At 66.8% G+C, this 22,331-nt stretch carries 21 protein-coding genes and 1 riboswitch; of the genes, 6 read left to right on the plus strand and 15 right to left on the minus strand.

The genetic code is table 11. The features are described 5' to 3' along the window. Nucleotides 1-156: 156 nt before the first annotated feature. Nucleotides 157-633 carry a hypothetical protein gene (locus K9U15_RS07485; RefSeq protein WP_096226559.1) on the plus strand — a complete coding sequence of 159 codons (477 nt, stop codon included), beginning with the start codon at nucleotides 157-159 and terminating at the stop codon, nucleotides 631-633. Between the two features lie 5 nt (nucleotides 634-638). Then, nucleotides 639-1,514: an alpha/beta hydrolase gene (locus K9U15_RS07490; RefSeq protein ID WP_301155848.1), complete on the plus strand. Its 876-nt coding sequence runs from the start codon at nucleotides 639-641 to the stop codon at nucleotides 1,512-1,514. A gap of 13 nt (nucleotides 1,515-1,527) precedes the next feature. Here K9U15_RS07490 and K9U15_RS07495 read toward each other — a convergent pair whose 3' ends face one another. Both K9U15_RS07495 and K9U15_RS07500 read right to left on the minus strand, forming a co-directional pair. Beyond that, on the minus strand, nucleotides 1,528-2,088 hold the full coding sequence (locus K9U15_RS07495) for a YdeI family protein (protein WP_096226560.1): 561 nt from the start codon (nucleotides 2,086-2,088) through the stop codon (nucleotides 1,528-1,530). A gap of 99 nt (nucleotides 2,089-2,187) precedes the next feature. After that, entirely contained in the window at nucleotides 2,188-2,511 is a 324-nt protein-coding gene (locus K9U15_RS07500) for a multidrug efflux SMR transporter (RefSeq protein ID WP_096226561.1), read from the minus strand. Nucleotides 2,512-2,534: 23 nt separating this feature from the next. After that, nucleotides 2,535-2,599, minus strand: a riboswitch (guanidine-III (ykkC-III) riboswitch). 250 nt (nucleotides 2,600-2,849) lie between these two features. On the opposite strand from K9U15_RS07500, the gene K9U15_RS07505 reads away from it, so the two are divergent. Continuing rightward, nucleotides 2,850-3,179, plus strand: a complete 330-nt coding sequence (locus tag K9U15_RS07505) for a type II toxin-antitoxin system MqsR family toxin (RefSeq protein WP_123674623.1) — start codon at nucleotides 2,850-2,852, stop codon at nucleotides 3,177-3,179. Beyond that, nucleotides 3,173-3,601 carry a type II TA system antitoxin MqsA family protein gene (locus tag K9U15_RS07510; protein WP_227115570.1) on the plus strand — a complete coding sequence of 143 codons (429 nt, stop codon included), beginning with the start codon at nucleotides 3,173-3,175 and terminating at the stop codon, nucleotides 3,599-3,601. The genes K9U15_RS07505 and K9U15_RS07510 overlap by 7 nt, the downstream gene beginning before the upstream one ends. A gap of 17 nt (nucleotides 3,602-3,618) precedes the next feature. On the opposite strand, the gene K9U15_RS07515 is transcribed toward K9U15_RS07510, so the two are convergent. Continuing rightward, nucleotides 3,619-4,122: a GNAT family N-acetyltransferase gene (locus tag K9U15_RS07515; protein WP_096226564.1), complete on the minus strand. Its 504-nt coding sequence runs from the start codon at nucleotides 4,120-4,122 to the stop codon at nucleotides 3,619-3,621. Nucleotides 4,123-4,220: 98 nt separating this feature from the next. Between K9U15_RS07515 and K9U15_RS07520 the strand changes: the two genes are divergently transcribed. After that, nucleotides 4,221-4,946 (plus strand): AAA family ATPase, encoded by a 726-nt coding sequence (locus tag K9U15_RS07520; protein ID WP_096226565.1) that lies wholly within the window; start codon nucleotides 4,221-4,223, stop codon nucleotides 4,944-4,946. A 3-nt stretch (nucleotides 4,947-4,949) separates the two neighbouring features. Here K9U15_RS07520 and K9U15_RS07525 read toward each other — a convergent pair whose 3' ends face one another. From K9U15_RS07525 to K9U15_RS07560, 8 genes are all read right to left on the minus strand, one after another. Further along, nucleotides 4,950-5,282: a type II toxin-antitoxin system PemK/MazF family toxin gene (locus K9U15_RS07525; protein WP_157780519.1), complete on the minus strand. Its 333-nt coding sequence runs from the start codon at nucleotides 5,280-5,282 to the stop codon at nucleotides 4,950-4,952. After that, entirely contained in the window at nucleotides 5,279-5,578 is a 300-nt protein-coding gene (locus tag K9U15_RS07530) for a hypothetical protein (protein WP_301155849.1), read from the minus strand. The genes K9U15_RS07525 and K9U15_RS07530 overlap by 4 nt, the downstream gene beginning before the upstream one ends. Nucleotides 5,579-5,705: 127 nt before the next feature. Further along, nucleotides 5,706-8,930: a carbamoyl-phosphate synthase large subunit gene (carB, locus tag K9U15_RS07535; RefSeq protein ID WP_096226568.1), complete on the minus strand. Its 3,225-nt coding sequence runs from the start codon at nucleotides 8,928-8,930 to the stop codon at nucleotides 5,706-5,708. Then, nucleotides 8,923-10,296, minus strand: coding sequence for a glutamine-hydrolyzing carbamoyl-phosphate synthase small subunit (gene carA, locus K9U15_RS07540; protein ID WP_096226569.1), 1,374 nt, complete (start codon nucleotides 10,294-10,296; stop codon nucleotides 8,923-8,925). Before carA ends, carB begins: the two co-directional genes overlap by 8 nt. Before the next feature lie 294 nt (nucleotides 10,297-10,590). Next, nucleotides 10,591-11,247: a molecular chaperone TorD family protein gene (locus tag K9U15_RS07545; RefSeq protein ID WP_301155850.1), complete on the minus strand. Its 657-nt coding sequence runs from the start codon at nucleotides 11,245-11,247 to the stop codon at nucleotides 10,591-10,593. Between the two features lie 15 nt (nucleotides 11,248-11,262). Then, on the minus strand, nucleotides 11,263-12,123 hold the full coding sequence (gene nrfD, locus K9U15_RS07550) for an NrfD/PsrC family molybdoenzyme membrane anchor subunit (protein ID WP_096226571.1): 861 nt from the start codon (nucleotides 12,121-12,123) through the stop codon (nucleotides 11,263-11,265). Continuing rightward, nucleotides 12,124-12,753: a 4Fe-4S dicluster domain-containing protein gene (locus tag K9U15_RS07555; RefSeq protein WP_301155318.1), complete on the minus strand. Its 630-nt coding sequence runs from the start codon at nucleotides 12,751-12,753 to the stop codon at nucleotides 12,124-12,126. 12 nt (nucleotides 12,754-12,765) lie between these two features. Next, nucleotides 12,766-15,864, minus strand: a complete 3,099-nt coding sequence (locus K9U15_RS07560; RefSeq protein WP_301155851.1) for a molybdopterin dinucleotide binding domain-containing protein — start codon at nucleotides 15,862-15,864, stop codon at nucleotides 12,766-12,768. Nucleotides 15,865-16,107: 243 nt separating this feature from the next. Between K9U15_RS07560 and K9U15_RS07565 the strand changes: the two genes are divergently transcribed. After that, a complete protein-coding gene (locus K9U15_RS07565) occupies nucleotides 16,108-17,622 on the plus strand; it encodes a helix-turn-helix transcriptional regulator (RefSeq protein ID WP_096226574.1) in 1,515 nt (504 codons plus the stop codon). Between the two features lie 70 nt (nucleotides 17,623-17,692). On the opposite strand, the gene K9U15_RS07570 is transcribed toward K9U15_RS07565, so the two are convergent. The 4 genes from K9U15_RS07570 to K9U15_RS07585 form a co-directional block, all read right to left on the minus strand. Further along, nucleotides 17,693-18,325, minus strand: coding sequence for a molecular chaperone TorD family protein (locus K9U15_RS07570; protein WP_301155852.1), 633 nt, complete (start codon nucleotides 18,323-18,325; stop codon nucleotides 17,693-17,695). Between the two features lie 143 nt (nucleotides 18,326-18,468). Then, entirely contained in the window at nucleotides 18,469-19,410 is a 942-nt protein-coding gene (gene nrfD, locus K9U15_RS07575; RefSeq protein ID WP_096226576.1) for an NrfD/PsrC family molybdoenzyme membrane anchor subunit, read from the minus strand. 5 nt (nucleotides 19,411-19,415) lie between these two features. Next, complete coding sequence (locus K9U15_RS07580) at nucleotides 19,416-20,039, minus strand: 4Fe-4S dicluster domain-containing protein (protein WP_087189709.1); 624 nt, start codon at nucleotides 20,037-20,039, stop codon at nucleotides 19,416-19,418. A gap of 15 nt (nucleotides 20,040-20,054) precedes the next feature. Continuing rightward, nucleotides 20,055-22,286 (minus strand): molybdopterin dinucleotide binding domain-containing protein, encoded by a 2,232-nt coding sequence (locus K9U15_RS07585; RefSeq protein ID WP_096226577.1) that lies wholly within the window; start codon nucleotides 22,284-22,286, stop codon nucleotides 20,055-20,057. Nucleotides 22,287-22,331: the final 45 nt, after the last annotated feature.

Here is a 22,331-nt window from a genome sequence, read left to right on the forward strand (position 1 = left end):
ACCTGCGTATCCGATGACGGCAACCTTCACGTTCCGTTCGAGGCGGTGCCCTTCCCTCTCGTCGGGCGAATCGGCTTGCCAATCTACCATCGGCTTGGCCGGATCGCTAAGCCGAGGGGTATACTGCCATCGACAGGCGACGCGAGAACGGGAGCGATGATGGAGAAGATGCCGCCTTTGGCGAAGGTATTCGAGGCGTGGAGCGCGCTGGCAGACGGGCGCGTGTCGCTCGACGGCGAGGATCGGCGCGCGACGGTGGCCTCGTCGAACGGCGCGAAGGCGTACACGGTGACGTGGAGCGAGGACGGCGGAACCTACTCCTCGAACGACAACGCCACCTACTGGCAGGGCTACGCGGGCTACCCCGTCATCGCCGTGCTCATGGCGCAGGGACGGCTGCCCTTCGACAACGATATGGCCGAGGGGTTCGCCCACGTGGACTGGACCGAGCTGAACGAGCGGCAAAAGCGCGACTACGCGGCGGCCGTGCGCGAGGTGGTGGATGAGCGCGGCTTGGACGCAGCCCAGGCAGACGCTGCCGCCCATGAAGTGCTGGACGCGCTCGCGGCGCTGGACGTGACCGTCAAGCGCGGGGCCGCCCGCCCTCCGAGGGCTAAGTCGAAGGAGGCGTGAGCGCCGTGAAATCCCTCTACAAGAGCGCCGAGGGCAAGCGAGCCGTCCTCGACCTGTACGACGAGCAGCTCTCCCGCATCGGCTGTCCATTCGAGGACGTCTACGTGGACACGGCGTTCGGGCGCACGCACGTGGTGGTCACCGGCGACCCGGAGGCGGTCCCGCTGCTCTCGTTCCACGGCGGCAACTCCACGACAGCGCACAACCTCATCACGTCCCCCCTCCTGCTGCGCGGCGACTTCCGCGTGTTCGCGGTGGACACCATCGGCCACCCCGGCAAAAGCGATGAGACGTGCCTGCCGCCTTCCGGCTACGCGTACGGCGAATGGGCCGCGCAGGTGATCGACGCCTTGGGGTTCGCGCGCATGCGCTGCATCGGCGGTTCGTTCGGCGCGGGCATCCTGGCGAAGCTCATGTGCGCCGCACCCGAGAAGGTGGAGCGCGCGGTGCTGTTCGTTCCCTCCGGCATCAAGAACGCGCCGGTGTGGCACTCGATGAGCATGATGGGGCCAATGGTCATGCATTTGTTCACGCGCCGGGAGGAGTGGTTCGTGAAGACGCTCCTGCCCATGGCCGGCGCGCCCGACGTCATCGACGCCGAGACGCTGGCTACGGCGAGGGCCACCATCGACCATGCGAAGGTGAAGGCCGGCATGCCCACCGACGTCGACCCCGAGCGCATGGCCGCCTGCACGGCGCCGACGCTCGTGATGGCGGGCGACGCCGACCGCCTCTTCCCCGCCGCGCGCGTCCTCCCGCAGGCCGAGGCCATCATCCCGAACGTCACGTGCCGCCTCATGAGAGGCCGCGCCCACATGGGCGCCTTCACCGCCGAGCAGGAGTGCGAGATCGTGGAGTTCCTGAAGGAGGGCGCGCGATGAAGGCGCGGCCCTGCTACATGGGCTTCAGGTTGCGCTCGAGGCGGTCGAGCATCCAGGCGAGGCGCTTCTCGCGGCCGGCGTCGGTCTTGGCGTCGAAGTACGCGCGCGTGTAGGTGCGCCGCACCGACGGCGACATGGCGCGGAAGTTCGAGGCCGCAGGCTCGTGGCCGGCTATGATCGCCTCGAGGGCCGCCGTGTCCTCCTCGGTGACGTCCGGGGCCTTCTTCGCGTCCCAGCTGCCGTTGCGCTTAGCCGCCTCGATGGCGCGCTTGCCCGCGTCGGCCATGAGGCCGCGCCGCTCGAGCTCGCGCGCAAGCGCTTTGTTCTTTTCAGACCACACGCTCTTCGCGCGGCGCGGGGCGAAGTACTTGCGGTAGGACGCGTCGTCGATGCGCTGCATGCGCCCGTCGATCCAGCCGAAGCAGAGCGCCTCCTCCAGCGCCTCGGACGCCTTGAGCGTCTTCGGGCCGCCGGACTTGCCGAACACGAGCCACACGCCGCCGCTCGCCTCGCCGTTATCGCCTAACCACGCCCTGAACTCGTCGCGGGTTGAGAACGTCAGCTCGTCGTCCATAAGGCGAATCTCCTCGCTCGTCGTGGTGTGGCACGCCTTTCGCTTCAGTATAAAGGAGGATGCCCGCGCAGGGACGGGAATGCGGAGGATCGCCCGATGTCATCCCGCGTCGTGAACGAGCTTCAGACCGACGACGCACGCGATGAGGCCTGCTATGAGCAGCACCTTCGCCACCGATACGGGCTCGGTTCCCGAGAGCATGCCGTAGACGACCGTGAGCGAGGCGCCGATGCCCACCCAGACGGCGTACGCCGTGCCCGTGGGCAGCGATTTGACCGCGTACGACAACCCCGCCATGCTCATGACGAGCGCGACGAGGAACACGAGGGACGGGGCGAGTTTGGTGAACCCCTCCGCCCGTCCGAGCGCGGTGGCCCACACCGCCTCCAAGACGCCCGAAGCCACCAGAACGATCCATGCCATGAGAAGACTCCCTTCCGTGAAGCAACGCGCCGTCTTTGCGATCCTGGTACGGCTGCCCTCGTCAGGGAATCATATGAAACAATGAGACGAACCAAGTGTAGCAAGCCCCGTCGTCCGCTGCGTATGTCCGCATTCGAATTCAAATAGTATGCACAAACATATGTTCCCTTATCGTTCGAATCATATTACAATACGTACATAAGTTCTATTGGTGGCTGGAGCGACCTCCTAACCCTCTCGGGGACAGCCGTGCTTCGACAGGGAGGTGGCGACATGCCCAGCCCTCTTGCAATTCGCGTGCCCGTTCCGTATACTGCAGATGGTAGCAAGGTGCTACCATGAAAGGGAAGGAGCCGCGCTACGACCTCGCAGAGGTGAAACGGTTGGTCCGGGAGGGCCGGTACAGCGCTTCGAAGAAGAGCACGTCCTGGCTGCGAAACCACGGTTTCAGCCCAATCCTCGCGCGACGCATAATCCTTTCCCTTCAGGAAAAAGAGTTCGTGAAATCGCTCAAGTCGAGACGCGACGACGGCTCTTGGGCGGACGTGTATTGCTGCGACTACAATGAAGATGGCGTCTCCGTCTGCTTATACGTGAAGTTCATCGTCGAAGGCGACGTAGCTACCGTCATGCTCATGTCGTGCAAGGAATGGGGTTGCGCATGGTAATGATGACAAAGTGCCCAGTGTGTGGCGGCAAGATCATGGATATCCATGGACCGATCGAGTGGGACGTCAAAGGCGAGCAGATCGTCGTAGACGATGCCGACTACTGCCTGTGCGCCAGCTGCGGCGAAATCTACCTCGAAGGAGGGATGGATGGCATCATCCACCGGCGCGCGGTCGACCAGTACAAGCGCGACAACGGGCTGCTCTCGGGCGACGAGGTGAGGGAGCTCCGGCAGGCCCTGGGACTCTCGCAGGCCAAGTTCGAGAAGCTCATCGGAGCGGGGCCGAAGACAGTCGTGCGCTGGGAGAGGGGCTCGGTGTTCCAGAACCGCACCGCCGACACGCTCATGCGCGTCGTGCGCGACTTCCCCGAGGTGGCCGCCTACCTGATGAAGCGCGTAGACGAGCCGCACGCGTCGTGACGCGCAGGAGCGGCTGCTCAGTCGAGCGCCTTCGCATAGCAGGCCTCGAGCAGGCGCTCGCCCGCGATTTCGACGGCGTTCTCGCGCTCGATCAGCTGGAACCCGCGCTTCTCGTAGAAGGCGCGCGCGGACGCGTTGTCGGCGAGCACCCAGAGATAGGCGTCCTCGAAGCCCTCGGTTGCGAGCGCCTCGAGCGCCGCACCGAGCAGCTTCGAGCCGATGCCGCGCCCCATGCGCTCCGGTTGCACGTAGAGCGACACGACCTCGCCCCATCCCGCGAACGCCTCGACGCGGGCGGGCCCGTAGGTGCACACGCCGACTATCTCGCCGCCTTCGCGGGCGACGAACGTGCGATCGACGCTCTGCTCAAGGCCCAGCTGCCAGAACCCTTCAGACAGCGTGTCGAGAAAGTCCTGCGGCACGATGCCCCAGTAGGCGTGCCGCCAGCTGCGCACGTACACGCGCGCCACCGCTGCCAGATCATCGTCCGCTGCGAGCCGTTCAACTTCGATGCCGCTCATTCCCTATCCTCCCGCCTATCCGCGCGTCATGCGAGATGGCGCTTTTGGAGCTATAGTAGCATTTGCGAAAAGACATAAGCGGATGAGAGGAGCACGCCATGCGCGACAACGTCTTCGTCACCTCGCTCGCCATCGACTGGGCGGACGTTCCCGACAAGGGCGTCTATCCGTTCAACGTGCCGGCCATCGCGAGCCTGCGGGCGCTCGACCTGGGACAGCCCATCACGTTCTTCTGCGGCGAGAACGGCACGGGCAAGTCGACGCTGCTGGAGGCGATGGGCATCGCCTACGGCCTCAACCCCGAGGGCGGCTCGCGCAACTACACGTTCTCCGTGCACGACGGCCATTCTGAGCTCTGCGACCACGTGCGCCTGCTCAAGGGCATCTGCCGGCCGCGCGACAGCTTCCTCGTGCGCTCCGACACGCTGTTCAATCTCATATCGGAGATGGACGCGCTCGAGGACGACCAACGCTACTTCGGCGGACGGTCGCTGCACGCCCGCTCGCACGGCGAGGGCATCCTCGCGCTCGTGTCGCGCCGCTTCGGCGGCGAAGGCTTCTACGTGCTCGACGAGCCCGAGACGGGGCTCTCGCAGCTGGGGCAGGTGGCGCTTCTGGCCGAGATCGTGCGGCTGGCCAACGCGGGGTCGCAGCTGGTCGTGGCCACGCACTCCCCCATCCTGCTCTCGGCGCCGGGGGCGGTCATCTACCAGTTCGAGGACGAGGTGCGCCGCGTAAGCCTCGAGCAGACCATGGAATGGGACGCCCTCCACCGCTTCCTGGAAGACCCCGACCGCCTGCTCGCGGAGTTCCTGAACAGCTAAGGATTAACGCAGCTCCAGCATTCCCCGAATGGAAGCGAGGATAGAGCGCACGGTTTCATCGTCTGCGCATCCGAAGTACTCGTACCCGCGTTGCCTTACGTCTATGGTCCGCAACAACTCCACGCAGGCGAAGCCTATTGAGCGCCCTGAGCACTTCGCAGGCAAATGAAGCGGGTACCCGTTGTCCTTGGTGGTTGTCGGCACGACGGCAACCAGGTTCGCACGCGAATTGAAACCGTAACCGCTCACCACAACAGCTGGACGGATCTTTGCCGGCTCATGGCCGATCGACGGGTTGAAATCGACCATGATGACATCGCCTTGCTCGAGGATCACGGAATCACCTCGGCGCCCAAGTCCTTGCCCCAATCGCATTCCCCTGGTTGGTAGTCCCCCGTGTGTCCCGCAAAAAGCTCGTCCATGGAAACATAGGGGATATCTCGATAGGCGCGATGCTCGGCTTCCTCGGGACGAACGAGCATGAACGAGCCGCGCTCGTCATGTCCGAGGCTCATCGTCAAGCGCGCGCCCACATCGATCCCCATGCGCTCGCACATGTCCTTGGGAATGCGGACGGCACGCGACGTGCCCCAGGCGCAAAGCTGCGTTACCTTGTCGGCGATCCTTGACATCCACGCACCTTTCTAAAGATATCTTTATAGATATCTTATCACCGATCGTGCTGTATGGCAAGCTCCATGCGTGGTGCCGGCAGCTGCTGACGAGCGAAGCTGCCGGCACTAGGTCATCCGCGTCTCCCTACCCCCACTGGGGCAGGTCTTGCAGGGCCACGACGGACAGGCCGTTCGCGCGGGCCATCTCCATGCCGGCAACCATGGCCTGGGCGCCGGCCAGGTTCGTGACGTGGGTCACGCCGTGCTTCACGGCCTCGAGGCGCAGCTCGTAGCCGTCGGCGCGCGTGGCATGGCCGAACGGCGTGTTGATCATGAGCGCTATCTCGCCGGCGGCGATGCGGTCGAGCACGTTGGGGGCGCCCTCGTGCACCTTCTTCACTTCCTCGCAGTCCACGCCCGCCGCGCGCAGGGCGCGGGCCGTGCCTCCCGTGGCCACCACCTTGAAGCCCAGGCGCACGATGTCGCGCGCGATGGACACGATGGCGCGCTTGTCGCGGTCGCACACGCTGATGAACACGGTGCCGCCCTCGGGCAGCGCGTAGCTGATGGCCAGCTGCGTCTTCGCGAACGCGGCCGGGAAGTTGCCGGCGATGCCCATGACCTCGCCGGTGGACTTCATCTCGGGGCCGAGCACCGTGTCCGCGCCGGGGAAGCGGCCGAAGGGCATGACGGCCTCCTTCACGCTGTAGTGCTCGAGGCGCCGGTCGTCGGGAGGCAGGCCCAGGTCGGCGATCCTCTCGCCCGCCATGATGCGCGCGGCCATCTTCGCCAGCGGCACGCCGGTGGCCTTGGACACGAACGGCACGGTGCGGCTGGCGCGCGGGTTGGCCTCGATGATGTAGATGACCTGGTCCTTGATGGCGAACTGGATGTTGATGAGGCCCACCACGCCCAGGCGCAGCGCCAGGTCGCGCGCGACGCTTCGCAGCTGCGACACCAGCGCCTCCGACAGCGCGAACGGCGGCGTGCAGCAGGCCGAGTCGCCCGAGTGGATGCCGGCCATCTCGATGTGCTCGAGCACGCCGCCCACGTACACCGCCTCGCCGTCGCAGAGCGCGTCGAGGTCCACCTCCACCGCCCCCTCGAGGAAGCGGTCGAGGTACACCGGGTGGTCGGGCGATATCTTCGCGGCCTCGGCCATGTACTTCTCCAGCTGCGCGCCGTCGTAGACGATGCCCATGCCGCGCCCGCCCAGCACGTAGCTGGGGCGCACGAGCAGGGGGAACCCTATCTGGTCGGCCACGACGCAGGCCTCCTGGTAGGTGGAGGCCATGCCGGCGGCCGGGTAGGTGATGGCCATCTCGTCGAGGATGGCGCTGAAGCGGTCGCGGTCCTCGGCCAGGTCGATCGCCTCCGGCGAGGTCCCCATGATGGGTACCCCCGCCTCCGCGAGCGCGTTCGCCAGCTTGAGCGGCGTCTGACCGCCCAGCGTGACCACCACGCCGTCCGGGCGCTCGACGTCCACGATGTCCATGACGTCCTCGAACGTGAGCGGCTCGAAGTAGAGCTTGTCGGACGTGTCGTAGTCAGTGGACACGGTCTCGGGGTTGCAGTTCACCATGATGGTCTCGAAGCCGGCCTCGGCAAGCGCGTAGCTCGCATGCACGCAGCAGTAGTCGAACTCGATGCCCTGGCCGATGCGGTTCGGGCCGGCTCCCAGGATCATCGCGCGCTTGCGCGTCTTCGGCGCGACCTCGGTCTCGTCGGCGTCGTAGGTTTTGTAGTGGTAGGCCGTGGAGCTAGGGAACTCGGCCGCGCAGGTGTCGACGGTCTTGAACGCCGGCCTCACGCCCAGAAGCTTCCGGCACGTGCGCACGGTGAGCTCGTCGGAGCCCGTGAGGTGCGCGATCTGCGCGTCGGAGAGGCCCATGCGCTTGAGCAGGCGGAACGCGTCGGCATCCAGCTCGTCGAGGTGCATGCCGCGCAGGTTCTCCTGCACGCGCACGATGTCGGCCATGCGCGCAATGAAGAAGGGGTCGATGCCGGTGGCCGCGCACACGCGCTCCACCGTCCAGCCGCGGCGCAGCGCCTCGGCCAGGTAGAACACGCGGTCGGCCGTGGGACGCGCCACGAGGTCGTCGAACGCCTCGCCGTCCGGCAGGCCCGCGTCCTTCCCGTCCGCGCCCAGGCCCGCACGGCCGTTCTCGAGCGAGCGCATGGCCTTGCCGAGCGCCTCCTCGAACGTGCGGCCGATGGCCATGACCTCGCCCACGGCCTTCATGCGCGTGGACAGCGTGTCGTCGGTGCCCTGGAACTTCTCGAACGCGAAGCGGGGAACCTTCACCACGCAGTAGTCGATTGACGGCTCGAAGCACGCCGGGGTGGCCTTCGTGATGTCGTTCACGATCTCGTCGAGCGTGTAGCCCACGGCCAGCTTCGCCGCCGCCTTCGCGATGGGGAACCCGGTGGCCTTCGACGCGAGCGCCGAGGAGCGCGACACGCGGGGATTCATCTCGATCACGATCATGCGCCCGTTGTCGGGGTTGACGGCGAACTGCACGTTGGAGCCGCCGGTCTCCACGCCGATCTTCTCCAGGATGGCGAGCGACGCGGCGCGCATGCGCTGGTACTCCACGTCGGAGAGCGTCTGCGCGGGGGCCACCGTGATGGAGTCGCCCGTGTGCACGCCCATAGCGTCGAAGTTCTCGATGGAGCACACGATGATGCCGTTGCCGGCATGGTCGCGCATGACCTCCATCTCGTATTCCTTCCAGCCCTCGATGCTCTCCTCCACGAGCACCTCGCCGGCCGGCGACAGCTCCAGGCCCTGGCCCACGATCTCGTGCAGCTCGGCCGGATCGTGCGCGATGCCGCCGCCCGCGCCGCCGAGCGTGAACGAGGGGCGCAGCACCACGGGGTAGCCGAGCTCGGCCACGATGGCCTCGGCGTCGGCAAGGGAGTAGGCGTAGCCCGAGCGCGACGTCTCGATGCCGAGCTCCGCCATGCACTCGTTGAAGAGCTTGCGGTCCTCGCCGCGCTCGATGGCGGCCAGGTCGCAGCCGATCATCTCAACGCCGTACTTCTCCAGCACGCCGGCACGCGCGAGGTCGACGGCCGTGTTGAGGCCGGTCTGGCCGCCGAGCGTGGGCAAAAGCGCGTCGGGGCGCTCCTTGGCGATGACCTGCTCCACGAACTCGGGCGTGATGGGCTCCACGTAGGTGCGGTCGGCCAGGCCCGGGTCGGTCATGATGGTGGCGGGGTTGCTGTTCACGAGCACCACGCGGTAGCCGTCGGCCTTCAGCACCTTGCAGGCCTGCGCGCCCGAGTAGTCGAACTCGCACGCCTGCCCGATGACGATGGGGCCGGACCCGATGACGAGGATAGTGTCGATGTCGGTGCGCTTAGGCATGGGAGCCTCCTTCCGCCCCCGCCACGGTGGCAGCCTGCTCGCCGAACGTCCAGCCGGCCAGGCGGTCGGCGGCGATATCGATGTCCAGGTAGTCCTCGCGGCCGTCCATCAGGCGGCCGAAGGCGGTGAACAGGTAGTGCGCGTCTGTGGGCCCGGGCGAGGCCTCGGGATGGTACTGCACGCTGAACGCGGGGATGTCGAGGAAGGCGACGCCCTCGGCCGTGCCGTCGTTGAGGTTCACGTGCGTGAGGCGGATGCGGCCGAAGCGCTCGTTGTCCACGACCGGCGCGATGCCGGAGCGCGCCCAGAAGCGCAGGTCGTCCTCGTGGCCCTTGAAGCCGCCCGAGAGCTCCGGCACGAGCGCGCCCAGGCTGGGGAACAGAAGGCCGAAGCCGTGGTTCTGCGCCGTGATCTCCACGCGGCCCGTGAGCAGGTTCATCACGGGATGGTTGCCGCCGCGGTGGCCGAACTTGAGCTTCTCGATCCCGGCGCCGGCGGCCTTCGCGATCATCTGGTGCCCAAGGCAGATGCCGAACACGGGCACCTCTCCCAGCAACTTCTCCACCTGGGAGTACGTGCCCTCCACGGCCTCGGGGTCACCGGGGCCGTTCGACAGGAACACGCCGTCGGGTTCCATGGCCAGCACCTCTTCCGCCGGCGTGTCCCACGGCACGACCGTGAGCTCGTAGCCCGAGCGCACGAGGTTCTGGAGGATGGAGCGCTTCGCGCCGCAGTCGTAGGCGACCACGCGGTGGCGCGCGGACGCGGCCGGCACGACGGCGAACGCATGGCTCGCGGGCAGGTCGCCCGCGCCCACGGCGTACGGCTCCGCGCACGACACCGTGGCGGCGAGGTTCTGCCCCACGAGGGGCTCGCTCGCTCGCACCTTCGCCAAGAGGCTCGCCTCGTCCACGTCGACGGTCGAGAGCACCGCGCGCTGGGCGCCATGGTCGCGCACGTGGCGCACGAGCGCGCGGGTGTCCACGCCCTCCACGGCCACGACGCCGTGCTCGCGCAGGTAGTCGGGCAGGCTCTGCGCGCTGCGCCAGTTCGACGGCACCGCGCACATGTCGCGCACCACGAGGCCGCGCAGCGCGGGCTCTCCCGCCTGGGCGTCATCGGGGTTCACGCCGTAGTTGCCGATCTGCGGATACGTCATGGTGATTATCTGGCCGGCGTAGGACGGGTCGGTTATCACCTCGAGGTAGCCCTCGAGCGACGTGTTGAAGCAGATCTCGCCGTACACCTCGCCGGGCGCGCCGCACGCCGTGCCGCGGAACACCGCGCCGTCCTCCAGCACGAGCGCCGCCGGCCGGGGCGCGGGCTTCGACGTTCCCTCCAAGAGCTTGTTCGCTATCTCGCTCAAAATCATCCTTCCGCTCGGGCAGCATATACGAAAAAACGCCTTCGTCGGGGACAAAGGCGCACGTTATCCTGGGAAAGCTATGCTGCGCACCTTGTCGGTCTCTCCGTACCGCCTTAAAGGTCGAGGATTAGTATACGACTTTTGCAGGGATTATGAGCGCGATTTGCATTATTTTCGGTGTTTCGGCAAGAAATATGCAGTTTCGCAAAAAGGAAGCAAGCGCGGGGCCGCCGGCCCCGCGCCTGTTGATCGGCACCTTCTAGCATCGGCGACCCGCAGCTGCGCAGAGCACCATTATGCCCCGATCGACCCCACCGCATCCGCGGCCAAAGCGGCCGTGCGGGCGTAGAGGTCGTCGGCGCCGGCAGCCAGCAGGCGGGCGGCCCTCGGCAGCCACGCGTTCGCATGCTCGCGGGCGAACTGGCGCAGCAGCTCCGACGCGCGCTCGGACGCCGCCGGGTCCTCCCCCGCCGCTTCGGCGGCCGCGCGAGCCAAAAACGCCATGAACGCGAGCTCGGCGGCCAGCGAGTCGGGGCGCAGGCTGCCCACGGCCGGGCCGAAGCCCGCGAGCGCCCGGTAGTCGAAGCCGACGGCCCGGTAGCACCTCAGCACGTGGTCGGCCCGGGCGCCCGAGACGGGCGCGTACCGCACGCGGCCCTCCTCCTCGGCCGCGCCGCGCACGCTGCACTCGGAGAGCGGCACGTAGAGCGGGCCCGTCGGCACGAAGAAGCGCTCGCTGTAGCGCTGCCGCAGCGCCTCGTCGGCAACGACGCCGTCGAGGCGGCCGTCGCCGAGCGCCCGCGCCACGCGGGCCACGTCGTCCACGATCCGCGCGGAGGGCTCGTTCAGGAACGCCTCGGCGCAGGCCTCGGCGACGACGGCGAAGCCTCGCAGCTCTTCGGGCGAGCGCGCCTTCGGAGCATCCTTCATGATCGGCATCGGGTCAGCCATATTCCAGCCGCCTCCCTAGGCGAACATCGGCACGGCAGCCATGATGACGGCGTAGCGGAATGCGAAACCGCCCGTCAGGATGCACACGGCCTCGGCGACGCCAAACCAGCTGGGAGCCGCCTCGCCCTTGCGGGTACGCACGAGGGCCAGGGCAAACGGCGCCGCGAGGCCCACAGCCACGACCCCGCCCCAGAACACGACGGCATTGCTGCCGGTGAGTAGGTTCGCTACCGACTGGATCGCGTACGGAGCCGCACTGCCCGTCGTAGCGGACACCACCACCAGAAGCGCCACAAGCGCCACTACCTCGAGCACGGGCAGGACGAGCGCCACCTTGCCCGTCCAAGCAGGCAGCGCCGTGCCGCTCGGCAGCGTAAAGCGAGCTGCCAGCGCGTAGGCGGCGTAGCCCGTGTAGGCTGCCGACACCACGAACGCCACCGGCAGCACGGCCAGGTTCCACAGCGGGAACGCCGGCGCGGTGCTCAGGAGCACGCCCGTGTACAGCGACACGCCCACGCCCAACACGGCCGTCACCACCTCCAGCGCGCGCGGCACGTTGCGCTTCAGCACCAGCAGCACGCCACAGACGAACGCACCCACCAAAAACAGGCTGATGAGCACCACGCCCCAGGTCATGACAGACCCGAAGTTGCCCAGCAGGTTGAAGTAGCGCAGCGGGTTCAACAGACCCCCGCGCGCGTCGACCGCCAAGATGAGCGCGCCGAGCGCCACGGCGACGAACGCCACCGCCACGCCCGCGAGCTTTGCTTTCCTCGACGCATCATCCCTGCCTGCAGCCAGCACCGCGAACACGAACGTCCACGCGCCCATGCCGGCGAAGAACAAGTCGCAGGCGACTATGCCGTCCCAAACCATTTACTGCCTCCCCTCGTAGGGCGTCTTCACGTTGCCGCCCTTATGCACGGCGCTCACGCGCTCCATGCCCATCATCTTGTCCAAGCCCAGGTAGTGTACCGACGGGTTCATGCCCATATCGGCGAAGAGCACCTGGGCGTCGTCCGCCTCGGCAAGCCGTTTGGATACGTCGCTCTCCGGATCGTTCAAGTCGCCGAACAGGCGCGCGTGGGTGACGCACGTTCCTGCGCAAGCGGGCAGCAGGCCGTTTGCCGTGCGGTGGTGGCAGAACGTGCACTTGTGCACATCGCCCGTCTCGTCGTTGGTGTAGCGCACGCCGAAGGGACAGGCGGCCATGCAGTATTTGCAGCCGATGCACTTGCTCACGTCGATCTGCACCGTGCCGTCGTCGGCAACGTAGCTGGCGCCGGTCGGGCACACGCTCACGCACGCCGGGTTCTCGCAGTGGTTGCACAGCTTGGGCAAATTGGCGCGGCTGATGCGTCCGCCGTCGTCAACATCCCAGCTCTCCACCCACGTGTTGAATTTGGTGAGGGGTACGTCGTTCTCCTGCTTGCAGGCCACCGCGCACGCATTGCAGCCGATGCAGAGCGCGAGGTCAACGACCATGCCCAATCTCTGTTTGCTCATGGTAGGTCCTCCTTACGCTTTCTCGATCTTGAACATGCCGCCGGAGCGCCCGGGGCACGAGGCGTCGTTGTCGGCGATGATGCCCATCACGCCGTCCACCGTGACGGTGGGGTCAAGCATCGTGGTGACGAAGGTGCCGGTGGCGATGGCGGGATTGCCCTTCACCAGCGTGCCATCCACCTCGACATCCTGGGCGCCGTAGGCTCGGTGCCCGTAGCCAAACGACGAGCTGAACGCGCCCTTCACCTGACCAGCGCGCACCATGGCCTCGCCCGTGCTCACATCTCCCAAGGGGTTCGTGATCTTCACCGTGTCGCCGTCGGCAATGCCGAGGGCGGCGGCGTCCTCCTCGTTGATCTCAACGTAGTTGTGATCGCACAAATCGCGCATGATGGGGCTGTTCGCCAGCATCGACACCGAGCGGAAACGGGGCTTGTGCTCAGAGGCCGTGAAGGGGAATTCCTCGGTCGAGAACCGGTCGGTCATGCGCGACAGGTCGCTGAACGTCTGGGGACGGTAGTGCAGCGTGCCGGGCAGACGCTCGCCGGAATAGCAGTTCTTCGTCAGCGCGCGCTTCTCGCTGTACACGAAGGCACAGTAGTTGTCCTTGTACCACTTGCTACGGCCACCGTCGCCGTAGATATAGGACATGGGCCAGTAGCGCCCGCCGCGCGAGAGCACGCTCTGCACCTTCGGCCACTCCGCCTCCGACACTGCGGCCGAAAACGCCTCGGGCAGCTCGTCGAGGCCCTGCAGGCGCGCTTCCTCGGCGGAGAGGTCCTCCACCGGCGTCTCGCCGTAGGCAAGGTTCGCCACCGCTTTCAAGTAATAGTCACACGCGTCGTTGAGCGGCCAGGCGTTGCCGTCGACATCCTTGATAGCGCCCTCTCCCCAACCGGGCAGCTCGCATGCCTTGGCCACATCTGTGAGGAATGCCTCCCAGCTGGCATGGCGTCCGTCGGCCAACTCGATGCTCTCAGGCACCTTCACCTGCCAGCGCACCGTGGAGCCGTAGCCGGTGAAGGCGGTGCCCACCTGGGGCACGCCGAAGCTCTCGTACTGGCTCACATCGGGCACGATGTAGTCGGCGTACTGAGTGCCCTCGCCCACCACCAGGTCGCATGCGATGTGCAGCGGCACGTACTCCGGGTCCTTGAAGCGCTCGATCACTTCGTCGCGCATGGCACCCGGCGTGGCCTGCAGCACGTTGTTCATCCACGTGGTGAGGATCTTCGCCTGATAGGGATAGCGGTTGACGATAGACATGAGCGTCTGTGCGTCGGAAAGCGGCGCGTTGGGATACCAAGGCAGCGCAGGGGTGGGATCCTTCTCGCCGGCCGCCACGCGATTCTTGTACTCGGCCGTGGTCTCCCACGCCTTACCGGTACGGGAGATGGCGGCGGCGTTCTTGGCCGACACGTCGGGCTTGCCCGCAATGTCGCCCAGCTTGTAGCGGGCGCCGTTGCCCATGGCCACGGGCGTCATGCTGTACGGCACGTTGCCGCCGGTCATCTGGTTCGATCCGATGAGGGCGCGCAGTGCCACCGTGCCCATGGAGGCGTCCAAACCGTTGACCGCGATGCAGGAGCCGCCGTTGGCCCAGATGCTCGTCTTCACGCCATGGTCGGTGTACTCGTACGCGATGCGCTCAAGCTCATCTACCGGGATGCCCGTGATCTCGGCGTACTCGTCCATGGTGTAGGCGCTCACCGTGTCTTTGAACATGAGGAAGCCCGTGCGCACCTTCACGCCGTTGACCTCGCCCTCGTACTCGAGCACGCCCGCGGCGCTCTGCGAATGCGCGCTGGGCGCGTTCGTGGCTGCGTCGATGACCACGTACTGCTCGACAGGCTTGCCGGTCTTATCCTTGACGTCCGGCACCTCAATGCCGGCGTCCGCCGCGCGCATGAGCTTGCGGAAGTTCGGATGGGACTCGTCCACGATAACCAAGTAGCTGGCGTTCGTGTGCGACGCGTAGCCACCCGCCACCGCCGCCTCCTGGTTCGGGAACGCGAGGAACTGCGCGTTGTGGCGCTTGTTGTCGATAATGCTGCGCGTGAGGGCCGAGGCGAACGCGCCGTTCGTGGCCGGCTTGATAGGCACCCAGTTGATGCCGGGAATGGTGGGCGTGACCGCACCGTTTGCAAGCGTGGGATCGATGACGTCGATCTTGAGCTTGCCGGCAGCAAGGTTTTTCGTGGTGCGCTTGGCCGAGCTCTGGAAGTTGATGCCACTCGCACCAGGGAAGCCACCGAACCACAGCGCGTACTCGGCCTCTTCCGGGTCGGGCATCATAGTGTTCACGGCTTCTTGCAGAAGCGATCCGGCCCCGTTGGCACCAGCGCAGCTCGACACGTGGCCGTACTGGTTGAGCGTGCCGAACGTGGCGGCAAAGCGGCTGCTGAACGCACCGCGGCCGTCGGCGCGACCGCCGAGCATGACAAGCTGGTTCGACACGGGGCCGAGGTCGGGCTGTTCGGGGTTCATGGGCGTCTTGGTATCGCAGAGAGCCTTGAAGCCCTCGATGTCGCGATCCTCACCAATCTCGGCGAACAGCTTGCCGCCCTCCGTAACTTCTTTAATAAGCTGGTCCCAGCCGATGGCCTTCCATTTGCCCTCACCGCGGGCACCGGCGCGCTTGAGCGGCACGGTGATACGGTCGGGCTGGCTCACGGCGTCGAGCGTGCCGTTGCCGCGGCCGCACACAGTGCCGTGCAGTTGGTTACCCTTGCCGTGTGCGTAGCTCATCGAGCGGTACGCTTCCTCGAGCGGCTCCTCGTGATTCAAGTACGGATACGCGCACGCAGGGTTGTAAGGGTTGCCACCCACACCCAGCACGCGCCCGGTGGCACGATCGAGCTTCACGCGGTTGCCACACGAGCTGTAGCAGCCCACGCAACCCGAGTAGCGCACGATAACGTCCTCATTGACAGCCACGTCGCCGGTCTTGGGATCAACCTTTGCCTCGATGGGCTTACCGGTTGCCGGTGCCGGAAACGCGGTGTCTGCCGCGATGGCTGCCGAAGCCTGCGATCCTAGGCCCACGCCTGCGAGCGAGAGCGCGCCAAGCGCACCCATCGCCCCGACGAACGTGCGTCGATCTATGTTCATTTCCCCCATTCTTCCTCCTCCTAAGATATTCGGGGTTTTCCAAGCGCAGATTCTAGGAGAGCAGAAAAGCGGGCACATCACCTAGTCGAGGGATATTGATGCGGACAAGCCGTGTTTTCTGCCTCACCTGATCGAGTGATATTTACATCGCACCTGTTCAGACAATCATTACCCTCATTGTCAGACAATGGTTCCCGTCAGGGCACCGGGGCCGGTGCCCTATAATCTTCGCCGGGAGGAAACATGAGAGAATACTGCGTCCGCTACAAATCGCTCTACTTGCGTGAGACCCTCGGTTTCGCGCTCTTTCTCGCTTGGGTGTTCTGCAGCCTGTTCGGCTGCGGCCTGGCGAGTTACGAGAATTCGCCCGTCGGCGTGACAACCGTGTACAATCTGGAGCACGTGTGGATGGTCAGCGGACTGTTCGAGGCGCTCGGAGGCCTGGCGGGGATCGTGGCAGCTCGGTTCCACCCGGCGCCCGACCGGCTGCTGCACGGCCGCACGGTCGGGGTGCTGGCGCTCCTGTGCGCCGTGGCGGGCAACTACGTTACCATGGTGGCCTGGGCCGACTTTCCCGGCCTATTCTGGCAGCTCTACCCTGTGGGAGGTGCGCTCACCGGCCTCGCCATCGCACTGTTCGTGGCGCTGTGGGGCGCACGGCTCGGTTCCTACGACGAGGCGTACACGGAGTTCGCCGTGCCGCTTTCGTTCACGCTCGCCTTCGCGCTGTACTTCGTGCTGCTGCTGACGAAACAGGGGCACGAGCCCTTCTTCATAGCGCTTGCCGTCATGATAGCCGCCTCGGCATTCTTCGCGGTGCGCGAGCGCGCGGACTCGGCCGCGCCGGCCTGCACGGCGCGGCGGGATGCTCCGTGGACGGACGGGCGGCAGGGTCTGCTCTCGTTCGCAGTGCTCGTGGTGGTGTCGTGGGTGCAGGTGGCCTTCTTCCGCATCATCTCCACGCCCGAGCTCACCGGCGACCGCTTCACACACTACCTGCTGCCCTTCTCGTTCGCCTGCGTGCTCTCGCTCGTCATGTTCCTGCTGTGCCTGAGGATGTCGCGTTACCTGAACATCTCGCTGGCTTACCGCTGGAGTCTGCCGTTGTTCATGCTGAGCTATCTGCCCCTGTTCGCCGACTACGGCAATCCCGAGCTGCGCATGCTGGCCTACGCCATCAACTTCCTGGGCATGTTCGGCGTGCAGTTCGGCTGCTGGATAGGCATCTGCAAGCACCTGCACCGCTCGAACGGCGGCGCGCTGCGGCTGTTCGGCACCTATGCGCTGGCCGAGGGGATCGGCATCTTTGCCGGCTGCATCATCGGGCTGTACGTGATGGGATCGATGGACGAGCACGGCATGATGCAGGTGTCCATCGGGCTCATGGCCGCCGTCATATTCGCTGCTATGGTCACTGGGTTCAATCCCACTTGGGTGTTCAGCCGCCCGAGCGAGAGGCATGCGACGCAGGGTTCAGACCCCCTTGAGGGCACATCCGGCGCAGGCAGGCCGGACGCGCCGCCCTGCCTGCAAGAAGCTCGGACGCTGCAGGCGGCCTACGGACTCACGAATCGCGAGACGGACGTAGCCGTGCTGCTGCTGGAAGGCCGCAGCAGGCCGTTCATCCGCGACGAGCTCGTGGTGTCCATCAACACGGTGAGCACGCACGTGCGCAGCATCTTCGCGAAGTGCGGCGTGCATTCCCAGCAGGAGCTCATGGTGCTCGCGCGCAATGCCCGCAGCGCCAACGAGGACTGAGCTCCCTTCCCCTTGGCTACCTGCCATCACGCGGCGAGCCGCCGGCAGGGATCCTTTCGCGAGGGACGGCCTACTCGGCGATCGACCCCACCGCATCCGCGGCCAAAGCGGCCGTGCGGGCGTAGAGGTCGTCGTCGCCGGCAGCCAGCAGGCGGGCGGCCCTCGGCAGCCACGCGTTCGCATGCTCGCGGGCGAACTGGCGCAGCAGCTCCGACGCGCGCTCGGACGCCGCCGGGTCCTCCCCCGCCGCTTCGGCGGCCGCGCGAGCCAAAAACGCCATGAACGCGAGCTCGGCGGCCAGCGAGTCGGGGCGCAGGCTGCCCACGGCCGGGCCGAAGCCCGCGAGCGCCCGGTAGTCGAAGCCGACGGCCCGGTAGCACCTCAGCACGTGGTCGGCCCGGGCGCCCGAGACGGGCGCGTACCGCACGCGGCCCTCCTCCTCGGCCGCGCCGCGCACGCTGCACTCGGAGAGCGGCACGTAGAGCGGGCCCGTCGGCACGAAGAAGCGCTCGCTGTAGCGCTGCCGCAGCGCCTCGTCGGCAACGACGCCGTCGAGGCGGCCGTCGCCGAGCGCCCGCGCCACGCGGGCCACGTCGTCCACGATCCGCGCGGAGGGCTCGTTCAGGAACGCCTCGGCGCAGGCCTCGGCGATGACGGCGAAGCCTTGCAGCTCTTCGGGCGAAAGGGGCGCTGCATCGTCCATGGGAAGTACCTCCATTGCTCCAATAGGAAAACAAGTCTGTCTGGCGCGGCAGCCGGGCGCCCTCCCGAGCGTCCGGCTGCCGCGCCGGGCAAGCCAGGCGGGGACGAGGGCCCGCAGACCCCCGTCCCCCAGCATAGCATACGCTAGGCGAACACGACTGCCAGCGCCGCCATAATCACCAGGTAGCGCAGCATGAAGCCGCCCACGAGAACGCCGGCCTCGCCCACGAGGGCGAGCGCCCTGCCCGAGCCCGCCGCCGCGGCGGCGGAGCCGTCAGGGCCGGCGCCCGGCGCCGCATCGCCGGCGGCCGCGGCTGCCTTCGGCGCCCGGGCGCCGCGGTGCGCCGCGAGCTCCAGCGCGAACGGCAGCACCAGGCCCACTCCCACGAACCCGAGCCAGAACGGCACGGCGTAGGCGCCGGACACGAGGCTCGCCACCGAGGCGGCGCCGGCGGCGGCGCCCGATCCCGACGTGCCGGCCGTCACGCCCAGCAGCACCGCCACCAGCACCAGCTCGAGCACCGGCAGGACAAGCCCGGCCTTGGAGAGCAGCGGCAGCGCGCCGGCCTCCTCGGGGGCCGCGATGCGCGTGGCCAGCAGCACCGCGGCGATGCCCGTCGAGGCGGCCGACACCACGAACAGCACCGGCAGCACGGCCATGTTCCACAGCGGGAACGCGAGGCCCGCGTCGCCCAGCAGCACGCCGGTGTAGGCGGCCACGCACACGGCCAGCACCATGCCTGCGATGTCGAGCGCCTTCGGGGTGCGCTTCTTCACCAGCAGCAGCACCAAGTCGACGATGCTCACCGCCAAGAACACGCTCAAGATGATGACGCCCCAGGCCATGACGGAGTTCAGGTTGGACACCAGCATGAAGAAGCGCAGCGGGTTGGCGAACCCGGCCTTCGCGTCGATCACCAGCACGAGCGTGCCCACGGCCACGGCCACCGGCGCGATGATGAACGCGATCCTCTTCATGCGCGCCGCCGGCTTCTTCGCCCAGTTCGTGAGCGCGCCTAAGACGAACGCCCCCGCGCCCAAACCGGCCAGGAACAGGTAAATTGCTATGAATGCATCCCAAACCATCTCGATCACCCCTCGTACGGCTTCATGACGTTGCCGCCGCGGTGGATGGCGGACGCGACCGGCATGGCCTCGGTTTCCTTGAGTCCGATATAGTACAGCGAGGGGTTGAGCCCCAGATCCTCGTACAGGACGTCGCCGCCGTCCGCCTCGGCCAGGCGCTTCGCGATGTCGCTCTCCGGGTCGTTCAGGTCGCCGAAGGTGCGGGCGTAGCCCACGCACGTGCCCACGCAGGCCGGCAGCAAGCCGACGCTCGTGCGGTGGTGGCAGAACGTGCACTTCTGCACCTCGCCGGACTCCACCTGGTAGCGCACCTGGTACGGGCACGCCGCCATGCAGTACTTGCACCCTATGCACTTGTCCTGGTCGATCTGCACCGTGCCGTCCTCAGCGCGGTAGCTCGCGCCCGTGGGGCACACCCGCACGCAGGGCGCGTCGGCGCAGTGGTTGCACTGCTTGGGAACGTTCGCCCGGGCGATGCGCCCGTCGGGCCGCTCCACGTCGAAGCTCTCGATCCAGGTGTTGAACGCGCCCAGGGGCACGTCGTTCTCGCGCTTGCAGGCCACGGTGCACGCGTTGCAGCCGATGCACAGGGATAGGTCAATCAGCATGCCAAGCTTTCTCTCACTCATGATCGCTTACCCCCTTCATGCCTTCTCGATTTTGAACATGCCGCCGCAACGGCCGGGCGAGGCCGCGTCGTTCTCCGCGATGATGCTGATGACGTCGTCGCCGGTGACGCCCGTGACCGTGGGATCGAGCATCTGGTGGATGCGCACGCCCGCGGCGATGGCCGGGTCGCCCTTGGTGGTTTGGCCGTCCACCTCGATATCCTGGGCGCCGTAGTTCTGGTGCTCGTAGCCGAACGCCAGCGCGAACGCGCCTTTCGTCTGACCCGCGCGCACCATGGCGATGCCCTCGCTCACGTCGCCGAGCGGCGTGATGGCGCGCACCTTGTCGCCGTCCTTGATGCCCAGCTCGGCCGCGTCCTCACGGTTGAGCTCGATGTAGTTGTGGCTGCACAGGTCGCGCATGACCGGGCTGTTCGACAGCATGGAGATGGAGCGGAAGCGCGGCTTGTGCTCCGAGGCGCCGAACGGGTACTCCTCGCGCGAGAAGTGGTCCTCCATGGGAGAGAGGTCGGTGAACGTCTCGGGGTTGTAGCGCAGCGTGCCGGGCAGCTGCTTGCCCGAGTAGCAGTTCTTGTTCGTCGCGCGTTTCTCGCTGTAGAAATATGCCTGGTTCTCGTCCTTGTACCCGCGGCTGCGACGGCCGTCGGCGTCGTGCACGTAGGACATGGGCCAGTAGCGCCCGCCGCGCGACAGCACGTTCTGCACCTTGGGCCACTCCTCGTCGGATACGGCTGCCTTGAAGCTGTCGGGCAGCTCGTCGAGGCCCTGGAGCTGCGCTTCCCGCGCGTCGATGTCGGCCACCGGCTCCTCGGCGTAGGCCAGGTTCGCAACCGCCTTCAGATAGAAGTCGGCGGCGTCGCGCAGCGGCCACGCCTTGCCGTCCACGTCTTTGATGGCGCCCTCGCCCCATCCGGGCAGGCCGCACGCCTCGGCCACGTCGGCCAGGAAGGTTTCCCAGCTGGCATGGCGGCCGTCGTCCAGCTTCATGCTCTCCGGCTCCTTCACCTGCCAGCGCACGGTGGTGCCGTAGCCGGTGAACGTGGTGCCCGTAGTGGGCAGGCCGAAGCTCTCGTAGGGGGTGACGTCGGGCACGATGTAGTCGGCGTACTGGGCGTGCTCGCCTACGAACACGTCGCACACGATATGCAGCGGCAGCACCTCGGGGTCGCACAGGCGCTCCACGACCTCGTCGCGCATGGCGCCCGGCGTGGCCTGGATCGTGTTGCACATGAAGGAGGTGAGTATCTTAGCCTGGTAGGGATACTTGTTCACGATGGAGAGCAGCGCTTGGCTGTCAGAGGCCGCGCCGTTGGCGAACCAGGGCATGAGCGGCTTGGGGTCCTTCTCGCCGGCTGCGACCCGGTTCTTGTACTCGTCGGTCTTCTCCCAGGCCTTCACCGTGCGCGAGATGTAGCACGCGTTCTTCGTGGAGACGTCGGGCTTACCCTCGATGGCGCCCAGCTTGTAGCGCGCTCCGTTGCCGGCAGTGGTGGGAGCCGGGCTGTTGGGCGCGTTGCCGCCGATCATCTGGTTCGCACCCACGATGGCATGGAGCACCGCGGCGCCCATGACCGTGTCGATGCCGTTGACCGAGGCGGCCGAGCCGCCCTTGTGGCAGATGCCCACGCGGGTGCCGTGAGAGGTGTACTCCTTGGCAATGCGCTCCAGGTCCTCCACGGACACGCCGGTGATCTCGGCGTACTCGTCCATGGTGTACTCGTTCACCGTCTCCGTGAGGAGCGAGAAGCCCGTGCGCACCTTCACGCCGTTCACCTCGCCCTCGTACTCGAGCGTGCCCTTGCTGCACGCGGAGTGCAGCGCCGGCTGCCCGGTGGCGGCGTCGATGACCACGTACTGCTCGACGGCCTTGCCGTCCTTGTCCTTCTCCTCGGGCGCATCGATGCCGGCGTCGGCCGCGCGCATGAGCTTGCGGTAGTTCGGATGGTTCTCGTCGACGATGACCAGGTACGTGGCGTTCGTATAGGCGCCGTATCCGCCCTCGACAGCCGCCTTCTGGGTGGTGAAGGAGATGGCGTCGGCGTTGTAGGTCTTGTCGGCGATGATCTTCTGCACGAGCGCGGCGCAGAACGCGGCGTTCGTGGCGGGTTTGATGGGTATCCAGTTGATGCCCGGGATGGTGGGCGTCACGGAACCGTTGGCGAGCGTGCAGTCGAGCACGTCGATCTTGAGCTTCCCGGCTGCGAGGTTCTTGAGCGTGCGCTTGCCGGAGCTCTGGAAGTTGATCATGCTGCCGCCTGGGAAGGCGCCCAGCCAGATTGCGTACTCGGCCTC

It is taken from the genome of Gordonibacter sp. RACS_AR68 (assembly GCF_030418485.1).
Lineage (GTDB): Bacteria > Actinomycetota > Coriobacteriia > Coriobacteriales > Eggerthellaceae > Gordonibacter > Gordonibacter urolithinfaciens.